Source organism: uncultured Corynebacterium sp. (assembly GCF_902782855.1).
Taxonomy (GTDB): domain Bacteria; phylum Actinomycetota; class Actinomycetes; order Mycobacteriales; family Mycobacteriaceae; genus Corynebacterium.
Genome location: NZ_CACZOO010000355.1, coordinates 1 through 2672 on the forward strand (window position 1 = coordinate 1; position 2672 = coordinate 2672).

At 69.2% G+C, this 2672-nt stretch carries 3 protein-coding genes; 1 reads left to right on the plus strand and 2 read right to left on the minus strand.

Annotated features, from left to right (window positions below; translation table 11 throughout):
- The coding region (locus QZV72_RS14385; RefSeq protein WP_297009396.1) for a helix-turn-helix domain-containing protein at positions 1–1263 on the minus strand (1263 nt) is incomplete at its 3' end.
- A gap of 85 nt (positions 1264–1348) precedes the next feature.
- Here QZV72_RS14385 and QZV72_RS14390 point away from each other — a divergent pair.
- Positions 1349–2374, plus strand: a complete 1026-nt coding sequence (locus QZV72_RS14390) for an ABC transporter substrate-binding protein (protein ID WP_297009397.1) — start codon at positions 1349–1351, stop codon at positions 2372–2374.
- A 6-nt stretch (positions 2375–2380) separates the two neighbouring features.
- On the opposite strand, the gene QZV72_RS14395 is transcribed toward QZV72_RS14390, so the two are convergent.
- On the minus strand, positions 2381–2672 hold a 292-nt coding region (locus tag QZV72_RS14395), incomplete at its 5' end, for an ABC transporter permease (RefSeq protein WP_297009399.1).

A 2672-nucleotide genomic window follows, 5' to 3' on the forward strand; every position in this document is an offset into this window, starting at 1 on the left:
CCGGGGATCGCGCAGGTCACGCAGGAGGGCATCAGCCACCCGCCGTGCAGGAGAGGATGAGGCAGCGAAGATGATGGAGGACACCGCCCCCAGCGTCTCCTGCCGCCCCAGAGTCGGCGACTTCCCCGGCATCCATGGCTCGGTCAGCAGCTGTGTCCGGTCATAGTCTTCAGGTTCGAGCCCACACTGGTTCGCCATCGCGTGCTGCAGAAGAGCCCCGACCATGCCCACCGGGACGTCGGCGGGACCGAGATCATCGCCAGGGTCAATATCGGCGACGGTGAAGGTCAGCGGAAGCACGACAGCCCCGGGGGACAGCCGCACCCGGTGGTCCCGGTAGGCCGGCATCCAGGCGACCTGCCCCTCGCTCACCTCGAGTGTCCGGTCTCCGGCAGTGACCTGCACGTGTCCGCGCCAGACCCACAGCAGGACATGGAAGCCGTGGTCGAGTCCCGGCGGAGTGTCCGCCGCCGCCCACTGTGCATCGGCGTCCGGACCAGACCATGATTCCGTCTGTTCGCTGACCGTCGACGATGATCCCGCCCGGGACACCACCCCGGCACGCCAGGCAGCCGGAGTCATCCCGAAGCGGGCCCGGAATGCGCGGAGAAACCCGGTCGGCGTCCCGAATCCGACCGCGGCCCCCACCGACACCGCCGTCCGGTCAGGATCCTCGACCAGCAGATCACGTGCCCGCTTCAGTCGACACTCCCGGCGCCACGCTGCGAAGGTCATCCCCGTCTCGGTGACGAAGGTACGGTGCAGGGTGCGCTCCCCCACGTTCACCTGGGCCGCCCACCTCGCCACCGTCCACGGGCACGCCGGATCACGGAGCAGCCCGGTGGCGACCTGCCGGGCGCCGGCCGACCGGGGCAGCACCGGTGCCGCCGAGACCACCGGAGCCCCGTACAGCTCGGCGACGAGATCACGTTGCCGGTACCCCGGTTCCCGCATCGGGGAGACCGAGGCGACATAGTGGTGCAGCAACCGGTCGTTCCACCGCTCGCCCGGCGCGACGGTCTCCACGGACTCCGGCGCGTGCGGCACCTCGGCGGGGTCGATCCGGACCGGGACGACGGCGCTACCGGGGGCGACGGTGACCGCGGCGTCCTGCCCCGGTGGCACGAGGACGCCCTGCCCGGCAGCGAGCCGTTCACAACGGCCCCGGCATGTCACCAGGGCGCGCCCGGTGTGGCAGCCCAGGAGCAGGTAGCGGTCATCGGAGGTCACGGATGCTCGGAACGGTGCGAGATCGTCAAGCATGAGGCAGTCTGGTACGACAGTGGGTCACACAGTGAAGCATAGCCTCTCCTACTGACCAGATGTCCGCACGATCACAGGAGAATCCGTGTCCCTGCCCCGAACTCTGCTTCGCACCCCACGCCGCGTTCTGCCCACCACCCTTCTCGGCCTCACTCTCGTCCTCGGCGTGAGCGCCTGCGGCTCCGACGACGACGCGTCCTCCGACCCCACCGGGTCGCCGTCCGCCACTGCATCCGGCGCGTCCGGCACAACCGGCGCATCGGACGCCGCGTCCTGGCCCGTCACCGTCGATCACGAGTACGGCACCTCGACCGTCAACGAGAAGCCGGAGCGGATCCTCGTGATGCACGGAGGCGGCATCGACCCGGTGATCTCCCTGGGCCTGGATCCCGTCGCCATGCTCGAGATCCCGGGTCAGGAGGGGAACATGCCCTGGCTCGATGACATCGTCGACTGGCCCGCAGACCCGGATCTCGTCACGGACAACATCGCCAATCTCGAAGCAGCCGCACACTACGACCCCGATCTCATCATCGTCGCCGACCGCTACGCCGACGAGGCGAGGTGGAAGGAGTTGGAGGCCATCGCCCCCACACTGGCCTATGACTGGCCCGCCGACGGCCCCGCATGGCCGCAGATCCTCGACGGGGTGGCGAAGGCCACCGGCACCGGGGACAAGGCCGCAGAGATCACAGCCGACTACGAGGCCCGCGTCGCCGAGGTCAAGGAGCAGTTCCCGGGCATCGACACGCTCACCTACAATTCCGCCATCTTCACCGAGGGGCAGCTCTCCTACACCCACAACTCCGTCCTCGAGGACCTGGGCATGGAGCAGACCGGACGGCAGCAGGCGGCGGGCGCCCGCGGCACCGTCTCCCTGGAACGCCTCGATGAGCTCGACGGCGATGTCCTCATCATCTACGACGCATCAGGTGACCGGAAGCAGCTGGAGGCCAACCCTCAGTTCAAGAACCTGACGTCCGTGAAGAACGGAACGCTGATCTGGCAGGACATGGCCCTGGGCTTCGCCGTCACCACCGCGTCCGGCCCACTGAGCTTCGACTGGGCGATCGAGCACATCACCCCGCAGCTGACCGCGGCAGTGGAGTGAACGGCCTCACCCCTCCCGGCTCAGCCGCACCAGCGTCTGCTCCGGCGTGGTCAGCGCGCGCAGCGTCCCCAGCCCGGTGACCACCGCGGCGATGACGACCCCGGCGAGGATGACGTACATCAGCGCCAGCTGCGTGGCGACCGCCTCCAGCGGGTCCATGCCCGCCAGGATCAGGCCGGTCATCGCACCCGGCAGGAAGACGATCCCGAGTGCGGCGGTCTGCTCCACCTGCGGGGAGATCGCGGTGCGCAGCGCCGAACGCATCAACCGGGCGGACGCCCGCCGTACACTCATCCCC